General features: G+C 63.9%; 19 protein-coding genes. 6 read left to right on the forward strand and 13 right to left on the reverse strand.

What is annotated here, in order from left to right:
* Position 1 precedes the first annotated feature (1 nt).
* The 9 genes from NLI84_RS00170 to gyrA all read right to left on the reverse strand — a co-directional run bounded on the left by NLI84_RS00170 (position 2) and on the right by gyrA (position 9,780).
* The gene (locus NLI84_RS00170) at positions 2–1,741 is read right to left on the reverse strand and encodes an autotransporter assembly complex protein TamA (RefSeq protein WP_255987304.1); all 1,740 of its coding nucleotides are present in this window, start codon (positions 1,739–1,741) and stop codon (positions 2–4) included.
* A gap of 86 nt (positions 1,742–1,827) precedes the next feature.
* Positions 1,828–2,928 carry a histidinol-phosphate transaminase gene (hisC, locus tag NLI84_RS00175; RefSeq protein WP_255987306.1) on the reverse strand — a complete coding sequence of 367 codons (1,101 nt, stop codon included), beginning with the start codon at positions 2,926–2,928 and terminating at the stop codon, positions 1,828–1,830.
* 77 nt (positions 2,929–3,005) lie between these two features.
* Entirely contained in the window at positions 3,006–3,593 is a 588-nt protein-coding gene (locus NLI84_RS00180) for an LOG family protein (RefSeq protein WP_255987308.1), read from the reverse strand.
* A gap of 120 nt (positions 3,594–3,713) precedes the next feature.
* Positions 3,714–4,796, reverse strand: coding sequence for a prephenate dehydratase (gene pheA / locus NLI84_RS00185; RefSeq protein ID WP_255987310.1), 1,083 nt, complete (start codon positions 4,794–4,796; stop codon positions 3,714–3,716).
* Between the two features lie 43 nt (positions 4,797–4,839).
* The gene (locus NLI84_RS00190) at positions 4,840–5,049 is read right to left on the reverse strand and encodes a DUF6677 family protein (RefSeq protein WP_255987311.1); all 210 of its coding nucleotides are present in this window, start codon (positions 5,047–5,049) and stop codon (positions 4,840–4,842) included.
* 8 nt (positions 5,050–5,057) lie between these two features.
* Entirely contained in the window at positions 5,058–6,140 is a 1,083-nt protein-coding gene (gene serC, locus NLI84_RS00195; RefSeq protein WP_255987313.1) for a 3-phosphoserine/phosphohydroxythreonine transaminase, read from the reverse strand.
* Between the two features lie 43 nt (positions 6,141–6,183).
* Positions 6,184–6,624, reverse strand: coding sequence for a PaaI family thioesterase (locus tag NLI84_RS00200; RefSeq protein ID WP_255987314.1), 441 nt, complete (start codon positions 6,622–6,624; stop codon positions 6,184–6,186).
* A complete protein-coding gene (locus tag NLI84_RS00205; protein ID WP_255987316.1) occupies positions 6,621–7,055 on the reverse strand; it encodes a PaaI family thioesterase in 435 nt (144 codons plus the stop codon). Before NLI84_RS00205 ends, NLI84_RS00200 begins: the two co-directional genes overlap by 4 nt.
* A 10-nt stretch (positions 7,056–7,065) precedes the next feature.
* Positions 7,066–9,780, reverse strand: a complete 2,715-nt coding sequence (gene gyrA, locus NLI84_RS00210) for a DNA gyrase subunit A (protein WP_255987318.1) — start codon at positions 9,778–9,780, stop codon at positions 7,066–7,068.
* A gap of 325 nt (positions 9,781–10,105) precedes the next feature.
* Here gyrA and NLI84_RS18895 point away from each other — a divergent pair, with 325 nt between their 5' ends.
* The 6 genes from NLI84_RS18895 to NLI84_RS00240 all read left to right on the forward strand — a co-directional run bounded on the left by NLI84_RS18895 (position 10,106) and on the right by NLI84_RS00240 (position 16,002).
* Entirely contained in the window at positions 10,106–10,798 is a 693-nt protein-coding gene (locus NLI84_RS18895; RefSeq protein ID WP_284699751.1) for an OmpA family protein, read from the forward strand.
* Positions 10,799–11,173: 375 nt separating this feature from the next.
* Positions 11,174–11,791, forward strand: a complete 618-nt coding sequence (lolA, locus tag NLI84_RS00220) for an outer membrane lipoprotein periplasmic chaperone LolA (RefSeq protein ID WP_255987319.1) — start codon at positions 11,174–11,176, stop codon at positions 11,789–11,791.
* A complete protein-coding gene (locus NLI84_RS00225) occupies positions 11,775–13,106 on the forward strand; it encodes a replication-associated recombination protein A (RefSeq protein WP_255987321.1) in 1,332 nt (443 codons plus the stop codon). Before lolA ends, NLI84_RS00225 begins: the two co-directional genes overlap by 17 nt.
* A 119-nt stretch (positions 13,107–13,225) precedes the next feature.
* The gene (gene serS / locus NLI84_RS00230; RefSeq protein WP_255987323.1) at positions 13,226–14,512 is read left to right on the forward strand and encodes a serine--tRNA ligase; all 1,287 of its coding nucleotides are present in this window, start codon (positions 13,226–13,228) and stop codon (positions 14,510–14,512) included.
* A 97-nt stretch (positions 14,513–14,609) separates the two neighbouring features.
* The gene (locus NLI84_RS00235) at positions 14,610–15,035 is read left to right on the forward strand and encodes an NfeD family protein (RefSeq protein ID WP_255987324.1); all 426 of its coding nucleotides are present in this window, start codon (positions 14,610–14,612) and stop codon (positions 15,033–15,035) included.
* Between the two features lie 25 nt (positions 15,036–15,060).
* A complete protein-coding gene (locus tag NLI84_RS00240) occupies positions 15,061–16,002 on the forward strand; it encodes an SPFH domain-containing protein (protein ID WP_255987325.1) in 942 nt (313 codons plus the stop codon).
* A gap of 49 nt (positions 16,003–16,051) precedes the next feature.
* Here the strand turns inward: NLI84_RS00240 and NLI84_RS00245 are convergent, their stop codons facing one another.
* The 4 genes from NLI84_RS00245 to NLI84_RS00260 form a co-directional block, all read right to left on the reverse strand.
* Positions 16,052–16,351 (reverse strand): PilZ domain-containing protein, encoded by a 300-nt coding sequence (locus NLI84_RS00245; protein ID WP_255987326.1) that lies wholly within the window; start codon positions 16,349–16,351, stop codon positions 16,052–16,054.
* Between the two features lie 160 nt (positions 16,352–16,511).
* Complete coding sequence (gene gspE, locus NLI84_RS00250) at positions 16,512–17,978, reverse strand: type II secretion system ATPase GspE (RefSeq protein ID WP_255987328.1); 1,467 nt, start codon at positions 17,976–17,978, stop codon at positions 16,512–16,514.
* On the reverse strand, positions 17,975–20,101 hold the full coding sequence (gene gspD / locus NLI84_RS00255; protein ID WP_284699760.1) for a type II secretion system secretin GspD: 2,127 nt from the start codon (positions 20,099–20,101) through the stop codon (positions 17,975–17,977). The genes gspE and gspD overlap by 4 nt, the downstream gene beginning before the upstream one ends.
* Positions 20,102–20,112: 11 nt before the next feature.
* A complete protein-coding gene (locus NLI84_RS00260) occupies positions 20,113–20,976 on the reverse strand; it encodes a type II secretion system protein N (RefSeq protein ID WP_255987331.1) in 864 nt (287 codons plus the stop codon).
* Between the last annotated feature and the right edge of the window lie 72 nt (positions 20,977–21,048).

Consider the following 21,048-nt stretch of genomic DNA (forward strand, 5'->3'; position numbering starts at 1 on the left):
CTCAAAACGCCACCCCCAGCGCGAAGTAGACGCGCCATTGCTGCTCGTCGATACCGTAGGCAACATCGGCGCCGAGCACACCGACCGGGCTGACCCAGCGCGCACCGACGCCGACGCCGGCCTTGCCTTCGAAATCCTGCCAACGATCGGCCGCGTCGCCGTAGTCGACGAAGGCGGCCGCGCGCCAGTCCTTGAAGATGGCGTGCTGGTATTCCAGCGTCGCCGTGGCCAGCGCGCGTGCCGGCTGCACCCCGTCGCCGGTCTGGATACCCAGGCTTTCGAAATCGTAACCGCGCACGCTGTTGCTGCCGCCGGCACGGAACAGGAAATCGGTCGGCACCGCGTTCGGATCATGCGTCAGCGTGTTGCCAAGCTCGACGCGGGTGATCAGCACATCCTTCTGTGCCATCGGCCAGTAATAGGTCGAGCGGCCATACAGGCGCAGGAAATTGGTATCAGACAGCAGTTGCTTGATGCCACCGCCGGCTTCCAGTTGCAGTACCGAGCCGTCGCGCGGGTTGCGCAGGCTGTCGAGCTCGCGCCGGATCCACTGGTAGCTCAGCGACAGCGTCTGTGGCCGCTCGACTTCACCGTCCACCACTTCGCGACGTTCGGTCAGGTATTCGAGCGTGATGGTGCGGTCGATCTTGTCACCCTTGATCGAGCGGGCGACCCCCGCCTTGTAGGTGCTGCTGTCCAGTCCGCTGACTTTCGAGTTCTCGACATTCATGTAAACCCGGTGATCGTAGCCGCTGCGATGACGCGGAAACGTGAGCGACGCGCCAAGCTCCTGTTCCAGCTGCTCCCAGCGGATCTTGCTGTCGAGCACCCAGCCGCGATCGGCGACGTTGTTGTAGCGATGGGTGAGCTCGGTGCGAAACCCGGTGTTGGTGTTGTAACCGAACCCAGCCGTGAACTTCTGCATCGGCGCTTCCTGCAGCGTCACCTTGACCGGCGCATGGTAAGGCGGCTCGGCCTTGAGCACCGGCTCGACGATGACGGTGGCGAACTGCGGCATTTCCTGCAGATCGCTCTGTAGCTCCTGCAGATCGCGGCGGTGAAATTCTCTTCCCGGGTCCAGGTGGATCTGGTCGCGCACGATGCGTTCTGGATAGCGTGCCAACCCTTCGATCATGATCTCGCCATACCGGTAGTAGGGCCCGCTATCGAGCGTCAGCGCAAGATCGACCGCCGCCTCGCCGGGCACCACTCGCGCCTCGCTGTGGGTGATACGCGCACCGGCGTAGCGGCGAAATTGCAGCGCATTGAGCGCGCGGCGCTTGTAGGCCGACCAGCCAGACTGGGAGAACGGCAATCCACGTGCCAGTGCCGGATCACGCTGCAAATAAGCCTCGACGCGTTCGCGGTAGGCCGGATCCTCGTTGATCTGTCCCTCCAGCTGCAGCACTACCTCGCGCACCATCGCCAGCGGGCCGGGATCGACCATCACCCGCACACGTTCCGTGCTGCCTACACCCGACATCGTCGCCGTGATCCTGGGGGTGAAATAGCCGGCCGTATTAAGCAGCGCCTCGGCGTCGGCGGGCGTGCGCTCGACCAGCGCGCGCAATTCGTCCGCTTCGATATCGCGTGAACGCCAGCGATAGAGGTCGAGATATTTTTCCAGCAGCTCGACCGCCTCGCCCGGGCCTTCGAAGTCCACGCCATAGGCCAGCACGCGCAGCGGCATGCAGGTGGCCAGAACCAGCGCGGCAACGAGACAGCGTTTCAGACGGGGCATGGGCAGGGAGCTGGGCATCGGCGGTGCACGTTAAGCGCGGGCAGATCAACGCGCCATCGGCATCTTCCCGGGTGGTCGCAGTTGGCTCAGTCTGCCATCGCGCTGTCGAGCACTTCGATGAAGCGCGCGTTTTCCTCGGCCAGGCCAATCGACACCCGCAGCGAATGCGGCATGTTGTAGCCAGCGAGCGGGCGCACGATCACGCCACGCTCCAGCAGATAGCGGTTGAGTGCCTGCGCATCGCCGCAATGGAAGGTGACAAAGTTGCCCCAGCTCTGGATGAAGGAGAGGCCCAGCCGCTGGAATGCAGCGGTCAGCTGCGCCATGCCTTCGTTGTTGACGCGCACCGATGCACGCAGGAACTCGATGTCATCGAGCGCCGCGCTGGCCGCCGCCTGCGCCAGGCTATTGACGTTGAACGGCTGGCGCACGCGGTTGAGCACATCGATAACCTCCGGGCTCGCCAAGCCAAACCCGACGCGCAGGCCCGCGAGGCCATAGGCCTTGGAGAAGGTGCGTACCACGATCAGGTTGGGGAATTGCGAGAGCCAGGCGATCGAATCGCTGCGCTTCTCGCGTGGCAGGTATTCGGTGTACGCCTCGTCGAGCACCACCAGCACGTGCTTGGGGCACAGCTCGAGGAATTCGATTAGGTCGCCCGGACGCGCCAGCGTGCCGGTGGGGTTGTTGGGGTTGGCGATCCAGACGATCTTGGTACTGGGCTGGATGGCGGCGCGCATCGCTTCCAGATCGTGGCCGTAATCGACTGCGCGCACCTGGATGCCGGTGGCGCCACACGCCTGGACGGCCAGCGGATAGACCGCAAACGCGTATTGCGAATAGACGGAGGAATCGCCCGGTGTGAGAAAGGCGCGCGCGATCAGCTCCAGGATGTCGTTGGAGCCATTGCCGAGCACGATGCGATCGAGCCCGACATTGAACTTGCTGGCGATCTTGGCCTTGAGCTCGAAGCCGTTGCCGTCCGGGTATCGGGCGAGCTCGGAGATTTCCTTTTCCACGGCGGCACGCGCTAGCGGGCTCATGCCGAGCGGGTTCTCGTTGGAGGCGAGCTTGACGATGCCGGCCGGGTCCAGCCCCATTTCGCGCGCCAGCTCCGAGATCGGCTTGCCCGGCTGGTACGGGGCGATGGCGCGGACGTAATCGGGGGCGAGCTCAAACAACGACATGAAGGCACTCCGGCAAGACGCAAAACCCGCAGTGTAGCGCGGCTGCGCCGTGCCGGGCAGTCAGTGAGAAAGCGAATTCAGCCGTGCGTGCGCACGTCGTGCCGGCGCCAGCCGGCGTCGTGCACCGGAATCGCGGCCAGCCGCTGCAGCAATGTGTGCACATCGGCCTCGACCACCAGCCGCTCGACCTCGTCCATCCGCACGAAGCCCCCTTGCGCCGCGGTGCGCATAAAGGCGAGCAAGCCATCGAAATAGCCATGGGTGTTGAGCAGCGCCACCGGCTTGCCGTGCAGGCCGATCTGCGCCCAGGTCAGGATCTCGAACAGCTCGTCCAACGTGCCAAAGCCGCCCGGCATCGCAACAAAGGCATCGGCGAGTTCGGCCATCCTGGCCTTGCGCGTGTGCATCGAATCGACGACGACCAGCTCGGACAAGCCACCATGCGCCAGTTCGCGCTCGACCATGAAATGCGGGATCACGCCGATCACGCGGCCACCCGCGGCCAGCGCACCGTCGGCCACCTCACCCATCAGCCCGACATGGCCACCGCCGTAGACCAGCGTGCGTCCACCTGCGGCCAGCACGGCGCCGAGCTGGCGGGCGGCTGCGGTGTGCGCGGGATCGGTGCCGTGGCGGGCACCGCAGAAGACGACTACATGTTGCATGGTGACTCCCGAAGCAAATGGGCAGCGCTCAGGCTGCCCATTGTTGATTGCATTGCGTCGCGTAACGACGTCATTCCGTCTTCAGCTCGGGCGACAAAAGCGTCGCGCGCTGAGGCGCCCTCAGATCACCGCCTGCGGATAGCTACCGATCACCTTGACGAAGGCAGCCACGCCCTTGAGCTCGGCGATCGCCGCGGCAACGTGCACGTCGCCAGCGTGGCCTTCGACATCGACGAAGAACAGGTATTCCCACAAGCCGGTGCGGCTAGGGCGCGATTCGAACTTGCTCATCGATACGCCATGCCGCGCCAGCGGCTCGACCAGCGCGTGCAACGCGCCGGGCCGATTGGGCGCGGAGATCAGCAAGGACGTCTTGTCGCGGCCGCTCGCCGTCGTTTCCTGATGGCCCAGCACCAAAAAGCGCGTGGTGTTGTTGGGCTCGTCCTCGATGTTCTGCGCCAGTTTGAGCAGGTTGAAGTTTTCCGCCGCCGCATCCCCGGCAATGGCGGCGGCGCTTGGATCCTCGCTCGCCAGCTTGGCGGCATGGGCATTGCTCGCTACCGAAATACGCTCCACATCGGCCGGCAGGTTCTTGTTCAGCCACTCGTGGCACTGCGCCAGGCTTTGCGCGTGCGAATAGACGCGGCGTATGCCTTCCTTGCCGTCGGTGGCGCGCAACAGGTGATGATGAATGCGCAGCACCACCTCGCCGCAGATCTTGAGCGGCGTGTTGACCATCAAGTCCAGCGTGCGCCCGACTGCGCCTTCGGTGGAGTTCTCCACCGGCGCGACCACGTAGTCGGCCGAACCTGATTCGACGGCGCGGAACGCCTCGTCGATCGAGCCACAGGCCTGCGTCGCCGCGGCATGGCCGAAATGCTTGATCGCGGCAGCCTGGGTGAAAGTGCCGATCGGGCCGAGGAAGGCGATGGTGAGCGGCCGCTCCAGCGCGAGACAGGCCGACATGATCTCGCGAAACAGCTTGGCTGCCGCTTCGCCCGACAGCGGGCCCTGGTTCAGCGCCTTGATGCGCATCAGCACCTGGGCTTCGCGCTCGGGTCGGTAGACCACGCCACCGCCCTTGATCTCGCCGATGGTGCGCGCATGCTGCGCGCGCTGGTTCAGTAGCTGCAGCACCTCGGCATCGATGGCATCGATGGCATCGCGATGTTGCTTGAGTTGGCTTTCGAGCTTGTTGTCCATACGGGGTCTTTCCGCCCTGAGGGATTGCGTGCGGCCTGGCCGCTTATTGGTGTTTGGCCGGATCGAACAGCGCTGCGTCGACGATGGACCACAGGTGCACGACCCAGCCCATGAAGATGAACCAGAGCACGGCGGCGAGCACGAACATCAGCGCTGCCTTCAGCACCCGGCCCTGTACCAGTTGGCCCAGACCGGGAATGAAGAAGCTCGCCAGCGCCGCGAGTACGTTGCCACCGCTACCTTGCCCGGCCATCGCTCGCCTCAACCGTGGCTACGCGTGAAATCGCGCATATAGTCGCACAGCGCCTTCACACCCTCGAGCGGCATGGCGTTGTAGATCGAAGCGCGCATGCCGCCAACCGAGCGGTGGCCCTTGAGCTGCACCAGGCCACGCGCCTTGGCGCCTTCGAGGAAGGCATCATCGAGCGACTCGTCCGCCAGGCGGAACGGCACGTTCATGCGCGAGCGGAACGGTTTCTCGACCGGGCAGCTGTAAAAGCCCGCGGAAGTGTCGATGGTTTCGTAGAGCAGCGCCGCCTTCTCGATATTGCGCGCCTCGATGCCGGCCACGCCGCCGCGCTCCAGCAGCCACTTGAACACCAGGCCCGCCATGTAGATGCCGAAGGTCGGCGGCGTGTTGTAGAGCGAATCGGCCTCGGCATGCACGCTGTAGTCGAGCATGGTCGGCGTGCCAAGCCGGGCGTGGCCCAGCAGGTCTTCGCGCACGATGGCAAGGGTCAGGCCCGAGGGGCCGATATTCTTCTGCGCACCGGCGTAGATCAGCCCGAACTTCGACACGTCCACGGGTTGCGACAGGATGTTGGACGACATGTCGCACACCAGCGGCACAGCGGATTGCGGCACATAGGGAAACTCGACTCCGCCTATGGTCTCGTTCGAGCAGTAGTGCAGGTAGGCGGCATTCTCGCTGCGCTGCCAGCTCGCCTCGTCCGGGATGGAGGTGAAGTGCCCACCTTCGCCACTCGCCGCGATATTCACGTTCGCATAGCGACGCGCTTCCTTGATCGCGATCTTGGACCAGTGGCCGGTGTTCACGTAATCGACCGTGTCGCCCTCAGCCGCCAGGTTGAGCGGCACCATGGCGAACTGGAAATGCGCCCCGCCCTGCAGGAACAGGATGCGGTGACTCTTCGGCACGGCCAGGAGCTTGCGCAGGTCCGCCTCGGCCTCGGTGATGATCTGGGTGAATTCGCGCCCACGATGACTCATCTCCATCACGCTCATGCCGCTGCCGTGCCAGTCGACGAGTTCTGCCTGCGCAGCGAGCAGCACCTCGCGCGGCAATACAGCGGGGCCAGAGCTGAAGTTGTACACCTGGGTCATCGTCGTTCTCTCTATTGCGGGGTGGATACGATAATCACAGCGATCACGAAAGCAGGAAATGCGCCCGGGCAGACGCCACGGGCTTGGCCAAGTCGTCCTGCCACGCGGTCATTAACACATTGGCGACGCGCTTGCCCTGGCGCACGATCTCGCAGCGGCCGTACAAATCGACCGGCCGGCCGCTACGCAGGTAGTCGATGGAAAAATCGACCACCTTGGGGATGGCATTGGTCTCGGCCGAAGTCAGCAGCGTGAGGACCGCGGCGGTTTCCAGGAAGCCGCCGATCACGCCGCCATGCAAGGCTGGCAGCAGCACGTTGCCGACATTGGACTGGGCAAACGGCAGCGTGAAACGCAGCTCGCCGGCCTGCTCCGCCATTTGCATACCGATGGTGCGGGCATACGGAATGGCCACGATCACGGCGCTGTAGTCGCCGTTTTCACGCGCCAGCTGCCAGCAGTGTTTCATTTCGCTCTGGGTCATGCCGCCCCCACTTGCGTGCGCATGAAAGTGCCGACCCCGTGCGCGATCTCTCGCTCGTCCTGATAGGCGACAGCGCGAGTAAAGGCGATCTGGCTCGTCAGCCGATAGCATTCGGCCCGGCACAGGACGGCCACGCCCGCGGTGGCGGGACGCAGGTAGTCGATGCGCAAATCCAGCGTCGCCACGCTTTCGGGGGCGTCGAACAAGGTGTAGATACAGGTGCCGCTGGCCGTATCGATCAGCGTGGTGACGGCCCCGCCATGCACCACGCCGGTTTCCGGATTGCCGACGATGGCTTCCGAATACGGCAGGCGCAGCAGCACGGAGCCGGCATCGGCCTCGACGTACTCGAGGCCGAGCACCTGGCAATGCGGCAAGGTCATGAACCAGCGCTGCAGCTGGTCAAAGAACGCGGGATTGCGGACCGCCATCGGCTGCTCCTTACTCTCCCGCAGCTTCGCCAGCAGGCGTATCGCCGGCAGGGGCGTCACCTTCAGCCTCGCCGAGCACCACTTCGTCCTCGTCCGCCTCGGCCACCTTCTCGAGGCCGGAGAGCTTCTCGCCCTCGTCGAGGTTGATCAGGCGCACGCCCTGAGCGGCACGCCCGGTCTCGCGGATTTCCGCCACACGAGTACGGATCAGCACGCCACCCGTGGTGATCAGCATCAGGTGATCGCTTTCCTCGACCAGGGTCGCGGCCACCAGCTTGCCGTTGCGCTCGCCGGTATCGATGGCGATCACGCCCTGCGTGCCACGGCTGGTCAGGCGGTAGTCCGCAATCGGGGTACGCTTGCCGTAGCCGTTTTCGGTCGCGGTCAGCACCTGCTGATCCGCCGACTCGGCGACCAGCAGCGCAATCAGCTTCTGGCCTTCTGCGAGCTTCATGCCGCGCACGCCACGGGAGTTACGCCCCATCGGCCGCACCTTGTCCTGGCTGAAGCGCACCGACTTGCCGGCGTCCGAGAACAGCATGACCTGATCGCCTTCGACCGTCTGCTCAGCATCGTCGAATGCCTCATCGTCGAGCGCTGCCTCGTCGTCGGCCGCATCGTCATCGAGCAACTGGCCGCCTGCGCCGCGCGTCAGCGCCACGCCGATCAGGTCATTGCCGTCTTCCAGGTTGATCGCGATGATGCCGCGCTTCATCGGCCGCGAGAACGCCGTCAGCGGCGTCTTCTTGACCGTGCCATCGGCCGTGGCCATGAACACGAACTGGTCGTCGGTGAATTCCTTCACCGGCAGCACGGCGCTGATCTTCTCGCCATCCTGCAATGGCAGCAGGTTGACGATGGGCTTGCCGCGGCTGGTACGCCCGCCTTGCGGCAGCTCGTACACCTTCAGCCAGTAGACGCGACCGAAGCTGGAGAAGCACAGGATGTAGTTGTGGGTATTGGCGACAAACAACTGGTCGATGAAGTCGTCATCCTTGGTCGCTGCGGCCTGCTTGCCGCGACCACCGCGACGCTGGGCGCTGTACTCGTCGACCGGCGTCGCCTTCATATAGCCGCCGTGAGTCAGCGTCACCACCATGTCTTGCGGCGTGATCAGGTCTTCGATGCACAGATCCTCACCGTGGGCGACGATCTCGGAGCGGCGCGCATCGCCATACTGCTCCTTCACTTGCCCCAGCTCGTCGACGATGATCTGGCGCACGCGTTCCGGCTTGGCGAGGATATCCAGGAGATCGAGGATCTTGTCCATCACCTCGCGGTACTCGCCAACGATCTTGTCCTGCTCGAGGCCGGTCAGCCGTTGCAGGCGCATGTCGAGGATGGCCTGGGCCTGTACATCGGACAAGCGATAGCCGTCCGCCCCCATGCCGAACTCGATCGCAAGACCATCCGGGCGCGAGGCCGACAGATCGGCGCGCGACAGCATGTCCTCGACCAGTTGCGAGCGCCAGGTACGGCCCATCAGGGCGATCTTGGCCTCAGGCGGCGTTGCGGCAGCCTTGATCAGCGCGATGATCTCGTCGACGTTCGACAACGCCACCGCCAGACCTTCGAGGATATGGCCGCGCTCGCGCGCTTTCCTCAGCTCGAACACCGTGCGGCGGTTGACCACTTCGCGACGATGGCGCAGGAAGCACTCGAGCACCTGCTTCAGATTCAGCAGGCGCGGCTGGCCGTCGACCAGCGCCACCATGTTGATGCCGAAGCTGTCCTGCAGCTGGGTGTGCTTGTACAGATTGTTGAGCACCACGTCGGGCATTTCGTTGCGCTTGAGCTCGATCACCACGCGCATGCCGGATTTGTCCGACTCGTCGCGGATTTCCGAAATCCCTTCCATGGTCTTTTCGCGCACCAGCTCGCCGATGCGCTCAAGCAACTTGGCCTTGTTCACCTGATAAGGCAGCTCGTCGACCACGATCTGCTGGCGATCGCTGTTCTTGCTCACGTCCTCGAAATGGCAACGCGCGCGCATCACCACCCGGCCACGTCCGGTGCGATAGCCCTCGCGCACGCCATTGATGCCGTAGATGATGCCGGCCGTAGGAAAATCCGGTGCCGGGATGAAATCGATCAGTTCATCCACAGTGAGTTCCGGGTTGGCCAGCAACGCCAGCGCGCCATCGATCACTTCGGACAGGTTGTGCGGCGGAATATTGGTCGCCATGCCCACGGCGATGCCCGAGCTGCCATTGACCAGCAGGTTGGGGATGCGCGTCGGCAGGACGGTGGGCTCGAGTTCCTTCTCGTCGTAGTTCGGCGTGAAGTCGACCGTTTCCTTGTCGATATCGGCGAGCAGCTCGCTCGATACCCGCGCCAGCCGGCACTCGGTATAACGATAGGCGGCGGCCGGATCGCCATCGATGGAGCCGAAGTTGCCCTGACCATCGATCAGCATGTAGCGCAGCGAAAAATTCTGCGCCATCCGCACCAGTGCCTCATACGCGGCGCTATCACCATGCGGATGGTATTTACCGAGCACATCGCCGATCACCCGGGCGCACTTCACATACGAGCGGTTCCAGACGTTGTTGCTTTCATGCATCGCGAACAGGATGCGCCGATGTACGGGCTTGAGGCCGTCACGCGCATCCGGCAGCGCCCGCCCGACGATCACGCTCATCGCGTAGTCGAGGTAGGATCGGCGCATTTCCTCTTCGAGGCTAACGGGAATTGTTTCTTTGGCGAAGCTGTTTTGTTCGGACATCTTCCTGGGACCGTAGATGGCGCCTTCTCATACAAGCTGAGGGAGCAAGGGAGCCTTGTCGAAGTGTGCGACAAGGGCGATGATCTGCTAAGAAAACAGGAGGGAAGTTTATCACGCCCCCCTTATCACTCCAATTTTGTGGCCTGCGATCGAAAAATTCACGACGTGTTCATTTGCATACGCGAAAGTTAAGACACTAGAATATGAACCGTTACTGATTGGTTGGTTGGAACTTACAGCATTTTGTGCCAATCATTGAGTCTAGTACGAAAAGGGTAACTGGTTCCCTGGCTTTGCAATCAAACTACCTAGGAGAAATAAAACTATGCAGTCGCTCAAGAAATCCCTGCTTCAGTTCGCTATTGCCGGCGCTCTCGGCGTATCGGCTACCGCGTTCGCCGCGACCGATGCCTATGTCACCAACGGCACCAATGTAAACCCAGCCAACCCGGAAGGCGTGGTCAAGAACGGTATCGGCGAGTGCTGGCAAACCGGCTCCTGGAGCGCAGATAAAGCCAAGACCATCAAGGGTTGCCCGGGCTACGTCGAGCCGACAGCTCCCGCAACGCCCACTCCGGCAGTGGCCCCCACTCCCGTCCCGGCCCCGGTCGCGTCCACCAAGAAGTTCACGCTGCAAGCCGAAGTGCTGTTCGACTTCAACAAGGCGGTGCTCAAGCCGTCGGGTAAGGACGCGCTCGACCAGCTTTACAACGAAGTTGTGAACCTCGACCCGAAGGACGGTGGTGCCGTGGTCGTGGGTCACACCGACCGCCTCGGTTCGGAAAAGTACAACCTCGAACTGGGCTATCGCCGCGCCAAGGCCGTTCAGGACTACCTGATTGCCAAGGGTGCTCCGGCTGACCGTATCACCGCAGAATCGCGCGGCGAAGGCGAGCCGGTTACTGGCGACACTTGCAACGCCATCAAGTCGCGCGCCAAGCTGGTCGAATGCCTGACGCCGGACCGTCGCGTCGAAATCGAAGTTCGCGGTTCCCGCGAAGTGATTGAAACCAAGTAATCCGGTTTCGATCAAACAGCCCCGCTTCGGCGGGGCTTTTTACATTCCGGGCCGGGAGCGCACGCCTTAGAGCCTGTTTACGATCTTTTCGCGACAGCGTTCGGGGTAGTGCCGGTGTGCGGCAAGGCGCAAGACGTGCTGCAGTATGAATACTGTGAGCGGCTTGCAACGCAGCAGCGCGCCGGCAGTGCCCCGAACCCTGCGGGCCGGGTCGGAAAATGGTCATCCACTGCGTTGTACTCCTTGGAAATAACCCGTTATTACCCGTGTCGTACGCCTTGTGCCTAACCATTTTCCGGCCCGGCGCTGCCGTGAAAAGATCGTAAACAGGCTCTTAGCATGGGCGCAGCGCCCCAACTGGTTCACAATATCGCGATGACCTCCACCCTGACTCCCCTGTCCCTCCTGGCCGCGCTGGCCCTCGTTCCCGCCCAGGCAGCCGATGCCCTGGCGACGCTCAAGGCGGCGCTTGCCGAGACGCAAACCCTGCAAGGCAGTTTCAGCCAGACCGTCACCCAGCAACGGGGAAAGCCCCAGCAAAGCCGGGGCGAACTCGCCATCGAGAGACCCGGCAAGTTCCGCTGGTCATACTCCGCGCCCTATGAACAATTGATCGTCGGCGACGGCAACAGCGTATGGCTGTACGACCCTGACCTGCGCCAAGCCACCGTCAAGAGCATGGGCACCGCGCTCGAATCGAGCCCCGCGGCGCTGTTGGCTGGTGACAATGCGCTGGAGAAAAACTACAGCGTACAAGCCCTGCCAGCGAAGAACGGGCTCTCCTGGCTGGAAGCCACGCCCAAGAGCGAGGAGTCGGGCTTTACCAGCGTGCGGCTTGGCCTGAAGGGCCGTGACATCGTCGAGATGGAGCTGGTCGATCGCTTTGATCAACTGACCCGCCTGCGCTTTGAGAACATCAAGCGCAACGCCAAGCTCGACCCGGCGCTGTTCCGCTTTACGCCGCCCAAAGACGTCGATGTCGTCCGCGAATGATCTGTTCGGGCCAGCCACGGCTGCGCACGAACCTTTAGCGGAACGGCTGCGCCCGGCCACGGTGGCCGATGTAGTCGGCCAGCAGCACCTGCTTGCCCCCGGCAAGCCGTTGTCGCTTGCCATTGCTTCGCAACAGCCACATTCGATGATCCTGTGGGGCCCGCCCGGCGTTGGCAAGACCACGCTGGCGCGCCTGCTCACCCGCGCGTTCGATTGCGAATTCATTGCGCTCTCGGCCGTGTTCTCCGGGGTGAAGGATATCCGCGCCGCCATGGAGCAGGCCGAACACATCGCCGCGCGTGGTCGGCGCGCCATGCTGTTCGTCGATGAGGTGCACCGCTTCAACAAGGCGCAGCAGGATGCCTTCCTGCCCTACGTCGAATCCGGCCTCGTCACCTTTATCGGCGCGACCACCGAGAACCCCTCGTTTGAAGTGAACGCCGCGCTGTTGTCGCGCGCCCAGGTCTATGTGCTCAAACCGCTCAGCAGCGACGAACTCGCCATACTGGCCGATCGGGCGCAGCAACGTTGCTACCCAGCGCTGCACCTTGCCCCCGGCGCGGTCGACATGCTCGTCGGCTATGCCGACGGCGACGCCCGCCGTCTGCTCAATTTGATCGAGCAAGCAGTCAACGCCGCGCAGGCGGACGGGCGCGACACGCTCGACGCCGAGTTCCTGGAGTCCGCGCTAAGCCTGAATGCGCGCCGCTTCGACAAGGGCGGCGACGCGTTCTATGACCAGATTTCCGCGCTGCATAAATCGGTACGCGGTTCCAGCCCGGACGGCGCGCTGTACTGGTTCACCCGCATGCTCGACGGCGGCGCCGATCCGCGCTATCTCGCCCGCCGCATCGTGCGCATGGCGTGGGAGGACATTGGCCTTGCCGATCCGCGCGCGATGCAGATCTGCAACGACGCGGCCGCCACCTACGAGCGCCTCGGCAGCCCGGAAGGCGAGCTCGCGCTGGCCCAAGCGGTGATCTACCTCGCGGTGGCCCCCAAGTCGAATGCCGGCTACATGGCCTACAACAATGCGCGCGCGCTTGTCGGGCGTGATAAGAGCCGCGAGGTTCCGGTCCATCTGCGCAATGCGCCGACCCGGCTGATGAAGGAGTTGGGCTACGGTCATGACTACCGCTACGCGCACGACGAACCTGACGCCTACGCCGCCGGCGAAACCTATTTGCCGGACGGCCTCCTCGGTACCCGCTTCTACCACCCAACGCCACGCGGGCTGGAAGGCAAGATCGCCGAAAAACTGCGTCACCTTGCCGAGCTCGACGCCGCGTGGCACGAAGTGCAAGGCCGCAAGTAAACGGCGCAGGCCGCGCCTCCTAACGCGCCATTGCAGTAGCCGGCTTTTAGGTAGCTCGCCCTGATCGTTCGGGTAAAATAGCCGCCATTCATAAGAACAGCTTCTTAGCGAGACCCGCCATGCTCGACATCAACCAGCTTCGCAACGACCTCGATGGCGTTGCAGCCCGCCTCAAGACCCGTAAATTCGACCTCGACACGGCCGCCTTCGCCGCGCTCGAAGCCGAGCGCAAGACGCTGCAGACCGCGACGCAGGAGCTGCAGGCCAAGCGCAACAGCGTGTCCAAGCAGATCGGGCAAGCCAAGGCCCGTGGCGAGGATGTCGCGCCCATCCTCGCCGAGGTCGAGAATCTCAAGGGCGAGCTCGCCGCCAAGGAAGCAGCGCTGACCGAACTGCAGGACAAGCTCGATGCGTTGCTTGCCGGCATTCCCAACGTGCCGCACGAGTCGGTACCGGTCGGCCGCGATGAAACCGAGAACCAGGAAATCCTGCGCTGGGGCACGCCGCGCCAGTTCGGTTTCGAGATCAAGGATCACGTTGACCTCGGTGCCCCGCTGGGGCTCGACTTCGAGACCGGCGCCAAACTCTCGGGCGCGCGCTTCACCGTGCTGCGTGGCGGCGTCGCCCGGCTGCATCGCGCACTGGCGCAGTTCATGCTCAACACGCATACCACCGAGCATGGCTACGAAGAAATCTATACGCCCTACATCGTCAACGACACCGCGCTCTTTGGCACCGGCCAGCTGCCCAAGTTTGCCGCCGACATGTTCAAGGTTACGCGCGGTGGCGAAGAAAGCGCGGTCGACCAGTATCTGATCTCCACTTCGGAAATCACGCTGACCAACACGGTGGCCGGCGACATCCTGAAAGCCGAGCAATTGCCGATCAAGCTCACCGCGCACTCGCCGTGCTTCCGCTCGGAAGCGGGCTCTTATGGGCGTGATGTGCGCGGCATGATCCGCCAGCATCAGTTCGACAAGGTGGAGATGGTGCAAATCGTCCACCCGGATGCCTCGTTCGACGCGCTGGAGCAGCTCACCGGCCACGCCGAGCGCATCCTGCAGCTGTTGGAGCTGCCGTATCGCAAGGTGTTGCTGTGCACCGGCGACATGGGCTTTGGCAGCACCAAGACCTACGACCTGGAAGTGTGGCTGCCGGCGCAGAACACCTATCGCGAGATTTCCAGCTGCTCGAACATGGGCGCGTTCCAGGCCCGCCGCATGCAGGCGCGCTTCAAGAACGAGAACGGCAAGAACGAACTCGTCCATACGCTCAACGGCTCCGGCCTTGCCGTCGGCCGCACGCTGGTCGCCGTACTGGAGAACTACCAGAACGCCGATGGCTCGATTACCGTGCCCGCGGCCCTGCGCCCTTATCTCGGCGGACTGGCCACGCTGCAAGCATGATCGCAGCGATGCCGGATACAGGAAGCGCGCCTTGGGGCGCGCTTTTTTTGCCATTGATCGGCTATGCTTACGTGCTAGGCCACGTGGAGCGAACTACATGACTGAACTCAGTACCTGGCTGGTGCTGGCGTTGTTCCTGGTCGGGCTGGAGATCGTCTCGGGTACCTTCTATCTCCTGGCCATCGCTGCGGGCTTTCTGGCCGGTGCACTTGCGGCCTGGCTGCGCATGCCGCTCGCCGGGCAATTCGTAATCGCCGCGCTGTGCGCGCTCGCCGCCGTTGCCGCGCTACGTCGCTGGAAAGACCGGCAACAGCAACTCACCCGGGCCGAGCCCGCCTACGATATCGGCCAGCGAGTCGAAGTCGAAACCTGGAAGGACGACACGCACGTGCGCGTGCGCTATCGCGGCTCGCACTGGGACGGTGAACTCGCCATCGCCGCAGTGCCACGCCCCACCGTACTCTATATCGTGGCGCTACGCGGCACCACGCTGCAGCTCTCCCCCCTCCCACCCGCCCACTAAGCGACGACCACCACGGAAACCCGCCATGACCTTTGCCATTACGCTGCTCGTCATCGTCATTATCTTCGTCGCCAAAACGCTGAAGATCGTGCCGCAACAAAACGCCTGGGTGCGTGAACGCCTCGGCAAGTTTCATGACGTGCTGGAACCTGGCCTGCGCATCGTCATCCCCTTTGTCGATCGCGTCGCCTACAGGCACAGCCTGAAGGAAATTCCGATGGATGTGCCGAGCCAAGTCTGCATCACGCGCGACAACACGCAGCTGCAGGTCGACGGCATCCTCTATTTCCAGGTGATCGACCCCAAGCTCGCCTCTTACGGCGCCAGCGACTACGTGATGGCGATCACCCAGCTGGCGCAGACCACCTTGCGCTCGGTGATCGGCAAGCTGGAGCTCGACAAGACCTTCGAGGAGCGCGACGAGATCAACCGCGCCGTCGTCTCGGCGCTCGACGAGGCCGCGGCCAGCTGGGGCGTGAAGGTGTTGCGCTACGAGATCAAGGATCTGACGCCACCGGCCGAAATCCTGCGTTCGATGCAGGCACAGATTACCGCCGAGCGCGAGAAGCGCGCGCGGATCGCCCAATCGGAAGGCCTGCGCCAGGAGCAGATCAACATCGCCAGCGGTGATCGCGAAGCGGCCATCCAGCGCTCGCAAGGCGAGATGCAGGCGGCGATCAACGAATCGTCGGGCGATCAGCAGGCGGCGATCAACCGCGCGACCGGCGAGGCCGAGGCGCTACGCCTCGTCGCCCACGCCAATGCCGAAGCCATTGCCGCGGTAGCTGCCGCCATCGCGCATCAGAACGGCATGGAAGCGGTCAACCTCAAGGTCGCCGAGCAATACGTTGCCGCCTTCGCCAACCTCGCCAAGACCAACAACACCATGCTGCTGCCGACCAACGCCGCCGATATCGCCGGCCTCGTCGCCACCGCCACCTCGGTGATCCGCCAGCAACCGAAGTGAGCGTTATCAGCATGAAAAACCCGGCGCGTGCCGGGTTTTTTTATTGGGTTCAGCCCAGAATCTCGACGATGGCGAGTCCCAGTTCATAGAGCTTGTCGCGCTCGATCTCGTGGCAACGTCTCACGCGTACTCGGGCCGACAGTGGAGACTGGCCCGCAGGCGGCATCACGTAGACCTCGAACTCCTCGTCGGGGCGCGGCACGAACAAGGTGCGTATCGTCATGCCGGTCACGGATAGATCGGTGCAGATGCCGTAGTGCGAAGGACCGTGGTCACGCGTGCGGATCTTGACCTTGCAATCGACGGGAATACGCAGCGCGGCGCGCTGCTCATGCTTCGGCAACGGCATGATGTAATCCGTTAGCGTTCTCTTATGTTATCGGCTCAACCATACCTGTTTCAGCCAGCACTTGCACGGAACAGTCGACGAGAGCACCGGCCAGCCCCCGGGATGCCAGCAAGCCGGCGCGTACGGGTCCGGCTGGCGGAAACGGCTTGCGCAGCAACGCTCACGCGTCTCGCGTCACCCGCCACACCTCTTCCAGCGTGGTCTCGCCAGCCAGCACCCGCCGCACACCATCCTGGCGCAGGCTACGCATGCCATGGCTCAGTGCGTGCTGCTTGATCTGCTGCTCCGGCACCTGATTGTGAATCATCGTGCGCAGCGTCTCATCGACGGTCAAGAGCTCGTAGATGCCGGTACGGCCACGATAGCCACTGCCCAGGCATTGCGGACAGCCGACGGAGCGATACACGCTCGCACCGGGCGGTAGATCCAGCTCCTGCTGTTCGGTCGCATCGGGCACGTAGGCCTCGCGGCAATCGGCACAGGCCTGACGCGCCAGCCGCTGCGCGAGCACGCCCAAGAGGGACGACGCCAACAGGAAGGGCTCGATGCCCATGTCGGTCAACCGCGTCACGGCGCTGGCGGCATCGTTGGTGTGCAGGGTGGCCAGCACCAGATGGCCGGTGAGCGAAGCCTGCACCGCAATCTGCGCGGTTTCCAGGTCGCGGATCTCACCGATCATGATCACGTCCGGATCCTGGCGCAGGATGGCGCGCAGCGCTCGGGCAAAGCTCATGTCGATGCGCGGGTTGACCTGGGTCTGGCCGACGCCGTCGAGGTCGTACTCGATCGGGTCTTCCACCGTCATGATGTTGCTGCCGCTCGCATCCATGCGCGACAGCGCGGCGTAAAGCGTGGTGGTCTTGCCCGAGCCGGTCGGCCCGGTCACGAGTATGATGCCGTGCGGCTGCGCCAACAGCGTCTCCAGCCGCGTCAGCGTGTCGCCGATCATGCCCAGCTTCTCAAGATTGAGCCGGCCCGCGGATTTATCGAGCAGACGCAACACCGCGCGCTCGCCGTGGCCGGTGGGCAAGGTCGACACCCGCACGTCGACCGGGCGCCCCGCCACGCGCAAGGTGATGCGGCCATCCTGCGGCAGCCGCTTCTCGGCAATGTCGAGCCCGGCCATCACCTTGATCCGCGACACCAGCGCGGCGTGCAGCGCGCGCTTGGGTTCGATCACGTCGCGCAACTGGCCGTCGACGCGAAAACGCACCACCGAACGCGTCTCGAACGGCTCGATATGCAAGTCGGAAGCGTTCTCGCGCAACGCCTCGGTGAGCAAGGCGTTGATCAGGCGGATGATGGGCGCGTCGTCCGCCGCCTCCATCAGATCCTCGATTTCGGGAATATCCTGCGCCAGGCGCGACAGGTCGATATCGCCCTCGATATCGTCGACCACCGTGGCGCTGGCGCGCTCGCCGTCGCTGAACAATGCAGAGACGCGCGCGTCGTATTCCGCCGCCTCGACCATGGCGACATTGAGCGGCTTGCCGGCGGCGCGCCGCAACTCGGCCAACGCCGTGAGGTCCGCGCCGCGCCTCATCAGCACATCAACCGCCTCGTCCCCCTGCCGCAGGTCGACAACACCACGATCGCGCGCGTAGTGGTAGGGAACCAGGCGGCTCATGGCTGTGCCGGTGCCGGGTTGGCCGCGTCGGCCGGCGGCTGCAGCGCGGGCGCTGGATGCAGCTCGGGTGGCTTGGCCGGGAAAGTACCGGCGGACGGCAGGTTCTCGGGCAAGTTCACTTGGGGCAAATCGGGCAGGAACAGGTGCTGCGGAATCACGAAACCTTCCTGCTGCGACTTGAGGTACTGATAGCGCGAATTGGACAGCGTCTCGCTCGCCTTGCCGTCGCGCAGGATATAGGGTCGCAGGAAGATCATCAGATTGGTTTTCTGCCAGTCGCGCGATTCATAACGGAACAGGCTGCCAAACAGCGGCACGTCGCCCAGCCCCGGCACCTTGCCCTGGCTGTTGGCAAGCTTGTCCTCGATCAGGCCGCCGAGCACCAGCACCTGGCCATCGTCGACCAGCACCTTGGATTCGATGGTGCGTTTCTTGGTCGCGATCCCGGAACCGGAAGTGTTCACCGATTCGTCGATGCTCGACACCTCCTGGTACACGTTCATGGTGATGGTGCCGCCTTCGGATACCTGCGGCTTCACCTTGAGCGTGATGCCGATGTCCTCGCGATCGACCGTGGTGAACGGGTTGGGGTTGCTGCCGGTCGACGACTGCGTACCGGTGATGATGGGAATGTTCTGCCCCACCATGATCTTGGCTTCCTCATTGTCGAGCGTGATCAGGTTGGGCGTCGAGAGGATGTTGGCGTTGCCGGTGCGCTGCAGCGCCGAGGCCAGCACGCCCAGCGACGGCGTCTCGCCCTTGAGCGGGTTGGCATTGAGCACGCCGACGTTGAAGCCGCTCGGCACCGAGGGGCTGCCCGCCAGGATGGCGTTGGCGATGTTGGCGAGGTTGTTGGCCGCCGACGCTGGCGCCAGCGCCGACAGGCCGACGCCGACGATATCGGAGCCGCCGGCCAGGATCCACTGGATACCGAATTCGCCGACCTTGCCGACGTTGACCTCGGCAATCATCGCCTCGACATAGACCTGCGCGCGGCGCATATCGAGCTTGTCGATCACCGAGCGCAGATTGTTATAGATGTTGTCCGGCGCCGTGATGATCAGCGAGTTGGTCATCGGGTCGGCCTGGATCAGCACCGTGGTGCCGCCGATCTGCACGCTGGCGCCGGTCGCCGTGGGCGCGCTGCTGGCACTGGTGGTCGTGGTCGTGCTGCTGGAGCTACCAGTCGACGAGGGCGACGTGTTGGGCGATAACCCGCTGCTCGAAGCCACGCCGCTGTCCTGGCCGGTGAGTATGCCCTTGAGCGTCGCCGCCAGCTTCACGGCCTCGGCATTCTTCAGATAGACCACGTTGATGTTGCCGCCGCTGGCGCCCGGCTGGTCCAGCGTTTCGACCAGGCGCCGGATCTGCTGCGCATGCACCGCCGTCTCGCTGCGCACCAGGAGACTGTTGCTGCGCACATCCGGCACCACGGCGCTGCGGCGTACACCTTCTGCCGCGGGGGCGCCCGCGTTCACGCCAGTGACGTTTACCTCCGGCATCAGCCGGCCCACGGTCTGCGCCACGTCGACGGCGGACGCGTGCTGCAGGCGAATCGGGAACACGTCCGAGCTCGGCGGCACGTCGATGCTGTCGATGATGCGATTCAGTCGCCGGATGTTGTCGGCGTAATCGGTGATCACCAGCGTGTTGCCCGCCGGATACGCCGAAATCGCATTGTTCGGCGTGATCAGCGGGCGCAGGATGGGCACCAGCTGGGTGGCCGATTCGAACTTCAGCGGGTACACCTGGGTGATGATGCGATCTCCGGCCACCGTGCTGCCAGGCCGGGTCGTCGCGCTGTAGTTCTGCTTGGCATCGGCCTCGGGCACCACCTTGATGGCGCCGCCCGATTCCACTACGGCAAAACCCTGCTGGCGCAAGGCCGAGAGCAGGATGGGGAACACCTCGGATTTCTTCACCGGGTGGGTCGAAACGATATTGACGGTGCCCTTCACCCGCGGGTCGAGCACGAAGTTCTTGCCCGAGATCAGCCCGACTGCCTTGATCGTCGATTCGAGATCGGCATTGACGAAATTGAGCGTCACCTCGTCGTCGGCCGCGGGAGTGGGCATCGCGGCAAACAGAGCCAGGGCGAGCACAAGGGGGCGCAATCGGGTCATCGGAGTCGCGTTCACGGTTGGATTTGATATTGCAGGTTGACGAGACTGCCATTGCGCAGCACTTGCAGTGTTACCTGGCTGAGCTGGCTGAACTGACTGTAAACCAGTGACATGTCGGACACATCGGCGAGCATGCGGCCATTGGCCTGTTTGAGCACGTCGCCATTTTGCAATTGCAGCAGGCTGGCAAATGGCTGGGTCGATGCATCGGTGATACGGATGCCACCGCCTTGCACGGCGGCGAGCCCCTTGTTCCAGTCGGCGATATTGAGCCCCTGCATGGCATCGGCCATCACCCCACGCGTCACCGTGAGCTTGGGGCCGACCACCGCGCTGGTAGCCAGCTGGCCCTGCCGCGCCGCCAGCGTGGCCGCTTCGGCATTCCCGATCGCATCACCGGCAGTGCCCTCTACCGCGGGCGCGCTGCTCCCCTGGTCACGACCTTCGAGCACGATTTCCTCGCTACGCCCGCCATTGTCGACACGGGCCCGATCACGCTCGACGGCAAGCAGCTTCACCCCAGGCTGCAGCTCGTCACCGGGGCGCGCGGCCAATGGCGTTGCGCCGGCCCCGGTGAAGATGGCGGCACTATAGCCTTCCCCACCGGCAATCACCGCCACCAGCTTGATCGACAACGTCGTGGCAATCGCCTGCTGCGTCTGCGCGCGACCGAACCAGCCGGTCGCATTGCTCCACGCGCCATTGCGCGCAGCCGGCGGCTCCATCGGTTGGGCCAGCCTCAGATCCGGTGTCGCGGGCGCGGCTATGCGCCACAACAGCCCGGCCAGCAGCCAGGCCAGTGCCACGACGAGGATCAGCTCGGCCACGGTCACCAGCGTGCTGTTGCGTATGCGCAAGAAGGTGGGAACGCTCACAGAAACAGGGCCGATATTCAGGTACGGGAAAGCGGACTTTATACCTCAAGCCACGCCGCATTGACTACCAGC

The organism is Chitinolyticbacter albus (assembly GCF_024437655.1).
Classification (GTDB): Bacteria; Pseudomonadota; Gammaproteobacteria; order Burkholderiales; family Chitinibacteraceae; genus Chitinolyticbacter; species Chitinolyticbacter albus.

Coding starts and splice junctions, on each gene's coding strand:
- NLI84_RS00245 (WP_255987326.1), bottom strand. CDS start 16,351: ATGCCGTTGCCGAAGCATGAGCAGCGCGCCGCGCTGCGTATTCCCGTC.
- serS (WP_255987323.1), top strand. CDS start 13,226: ATGCTCGACATCAACCAGCTTCGCAACGACCTCGATGGCGTTGCAGCC.
- NLI84_RS00200 (WP_255987314.1), bottom strand. CDS start 6,624: ATGACCCAGAGCGAAATGAAACACTGCTGGCAGCTGGCGCGTGAAAAC.
- gspE (WP_255987328.1), bottom strand. CDS start 17,978: ATGAGCCGCCTGGTTCCCTACCACTACGCGCGCGATCGTGGTGTTGTC.
- serC (WP_255987313.1), bottom strand. CDS start 6,140: ATGACCCAGGTGTACAACTTCAGCTCTGGCCCCGCTGTATTGCCGCGC.
- pheA (WP_255987310.1), bottom strand. CDS start 4,796: ATGGACAACAAGCTCGAAAGCCAACTCAAGCAACATCGCGATGCCATC.
- hisC (WP_255987306.1), bottom strand. CDS start 2,928: ATGTCGTTGTTTGAGCTCGCCCCCGATTACGTCCGCGCCATCGCCCCG.
- gyrA (WP_255987318.1), bottom strand. CDS start 9,780: ATGTCCGAACAAAACAGCTTCGCCAAAGAAACAATTCCCGTTAGCCTC.
- NLI84_RS00170 (WP_255987304.1), bottom strand. CDS start 1,741: ATGCCCCGTCTGAAACGCTGTCTCGTTGCCGCGCTGGTTCTGGCCACC.
- gspD (WP_284699760.1), bottom strand. CDS start 20,101: ATGACCCGATTGCGCCCCCTTGTGCTCGCCCTGGCTCTGTTTGCCGCG.
- NLI84_RS00235 (WP_255987324.1), top strand. CDS start 14,610: ATGACTGAACTCAGTACCTGGCTGGTGCTGGCGTTGTTCCTGGTCGGG.
- NLI84_RS00205 (WP_255987316.1), bottom strand. CDS start 7,055: ATGGCGGTCCGCAATCCCGCGTTCTTTGACCAGCTGCAGCGCTGGTTC.
- NLI84_RS00240 (WP_255987325.1), top strand. CDS start 15,061: ATGACCTTTGCCATTACGCTGCTCGTCATCGTCATTATCTTCGTCGCC.
- lolA (WP_255987319.1), top strand. CDS start 11,174: ATGACCTCCACCCTGACTCCCCTGTCCCTCCTGGCCGCGCTGGCCCTC.
- NLI84_RS00190 (WP_255987311.1), bottom strand. CDS start 5,049: ATGGCCGGGCAAGGTAGCGGTGGCAACGTACTCGCGGCGCTGGCGAGC.
- NLI84_RS18895 (WP_284699751.1), top strand. CDS start 10,106: ATGCAGTCGCTCAAGAAATCCCTGCTTCAGTTCGCTATTGCCGGCGCT.
- NLI84_RS00225 (WP_255987321.1), top strand. CDS start 11,775: ATGTCGTCCGCGAATGATCTGTTCGGGCCAGCCACGGCTGCGCACGAA.
- NLI84_RS00180 (WP_255987308.1), bottom strand. CDS start 3,593: ATGCAACATGTAGTCGTCTTCTGCGGTGCCCGCCACGGCACCGATCCC.